The sequence below is a fragment of the bacterium genome, assembly GCA_029210545.1.
Classification (GTDB): domain Bacteria; phylum BMS3Abin14; class BMS3Abin14; order BMS3Abin14; family BMS3Abin14; genus JARGFV01.
The window spans coordinates 1-2098 of record JARGFV010000111.1 but is presented as its reverse complement, the minus strand read 5'-3'; the positions used below and the strand labels follow the sequence as shown (position 1 = coordinate 2098).

Sequence of the window (2098 nt, the reverse complement as noted above, 5' to 3'; positions counted from 1 at the left end):
GGCAGGGTCGCAGAAAGTCCTGGCGGGACTTTCCGCTCGACGGGAAGGGAAAAGTGTCATTTTCCCTTCCCTCACGGGGGCTGCTGTAATGTCGCCAAAGTCCTGGTAGGACTTTGGCTCAACGGGAACCGAAAAGCGTGGTTTTCGGTTCCCTTACGGATCGAATACACAGCCATTGGCACTCGATCCGGGCGCCATTCCCAGGCGCGACTACTGTTGATCACAAAAAGCACTGTCAGGGTTCCGCAAGGTATTCCTGCCCGATGAGCCCGCTCTGGAACATGAGCCTGGCTAAAGAGACAAGGTAGGCGTTTTTCCTCGCCACCAGATCGGCCCTTGCCGAGTCCAGAGAGGTCTGGGCATCCAGGAGATCCACCACCGTTGCGAGGGAGTTTACGTAACGTTTTTCGATGAGCCTTGCCATTTCGTCTGCCAGGGACAGGCGGGACAGTGCCAGTTCCCTTCCCCTCGCGGCCTCAAGAATGGACAGGTAGGCTTCGTTGATCCGGTAGATGATCTCCTTTTTCAGACCGTCGTACCAGGCCTCGGCCTCCATGAGCCCGTACCTGGCGTCCGAAGCCGCGTGGCTCTTCAGCCCTCCGGAGTAGAGGTCCCAGCGCAGGAAGGCCATCACCTGGTAACTGCTTCCTTCCTCATCCAGGGGGGCCTCGTGGCTGTTGATCTGGTAGGAACCTCCAAGGCCCACGGTGGGAAGGGATCCGGCGGTGGCCATGCTGACGTTGAGCCTGGCGTTGCGGACCTTTTTCGCCATGGCAAGCAGGTCGTCCCGGTCCGCGGCGACCTCCTCGTAATGTTCCACCGGCTTGAGAGCGGGTACCGGGATCTCCTCCACGGCCGCCTCAACGGGACCATCCTGCCCCAGGATCAGTCCCAGGGCGCGGGCTGCCAGGGAGACGCTTTTCCTGGCTGACCCGAGCTGTGCCTCGCTCTCCTTTACGGAAACCTCGGCCCTGAGCAGATCCGACTCCAGGCCCAGCCCCGCGTTTACCCTGGAACGGGCGATCTCGAGGTGGATCCTGGCATCCTCCAGGCTATTTTGGGCCACATCCTGGTAGCCGCGCGCCGTTTCCGCGCCGATGAACGCCTCCAGGACGTCGAGGAGCACCTGCTGGGTGGCTCTCCGGTAATCCAGCGCCACTGCCTCGCCGGCCGTCCTGGCCATGTCCACACCCAGGGAGGCTTCCCTGGAATAAAGAGCCTGTGTAAAAGAGATGGATGTGGTGAAATCATCGATGGCGTCGGGATCGTTGAGGCTGTCTATACCGAAATCCGCCGATTCAAAGCGGCTCTGGTTGAGTTTCGAGGAGAAGGCGAAGGTGGGGTTGTCGGTCTTCATGTACCTTTCCTCGAGGGTCACCTTCGGCAGGAGGCGGCTCCTGGCCGAACCCACCCGCTCCTGGACGGCCCTGAGGGAGTTTCCCATGGCGACAAGCTTCGGGTTGCCTTCCAGGGCCATGTGGAAAGCCTCCTGAAGGCCCACTACGGGCGCTTCCGCCCTGGTGACCGCCGGCAGGAGAAGGGCCGCCACGGCGAGCACCAGGGCTGCCGTTTGATAACCTCGCAAAATTTCCATCCTCGACATTTTTTCGTTACCTCCATCCGGATCCGGCAGGGCTCTTCCCTCGTTGCGCCGGTAATGGTTAACCTGTTGCTTATAAAGGGTAGCTGCACCGCCCTGATTTCATATTTCCACAATATAAGAATATTGTAATAAAATGTCAAGCTCCCGATCACCAGGGTGCCTTTTCATAAAACAAAAATTTTTAGAGGGCGGCCTTTACAGCTTTCGGGAAGGGCGGAACCCCGGCACCGGGTTCCCTGTTTATGGTGATCCGGGGATGCGGGACCTGACTCTGGAGGCTCTGTTGGAGTAACATGGGGAACAGATTATAAATGATAACACATTAAAGGTTCTCCTGCCGGATATGCTAAAGTTGATAACTTCGCAAAAAGTCCAATCCGGGACTTTTCGCTCCACGGAAAGGGAAAAGCGGGGTTTTCCCTTCCCTCACGGAGGCTACTGTAATATCGCCAAAGTCCGGGTAAGACTTTGGCTCAACGGGAACCGAAAAGCGTG

General features: G+C 58.2%; 1 protein-coding gene. It reads right to left on the bottom strand.

All coding sequences use genetic code 11. The features are described from left to right. Positions 1–235: 235 nt before the first annotated feature. Positions 236–1603: a TolC family protein gene (locus tag P1S46_10320; GenBank protein ID MDF1536873.1), complete on the bottom strand. Its 1368-nt coding sequence runs from the start codon at positions 1601–1603 to the stop codon at positions 236–238. Between the last annotated feature and the right edge of the window lie 495 nt (positions 1604–2098).

Excerpts from the sequence above, each read along its gene's own strand:
- P1S46_10320 (MDF1536873.1), bottom strand. The coding sequence starts at position 1,603 with ATGTCGAGGATGGAAATTTTGCGAGGTTATCAAACGGCAGCCCTGGTG.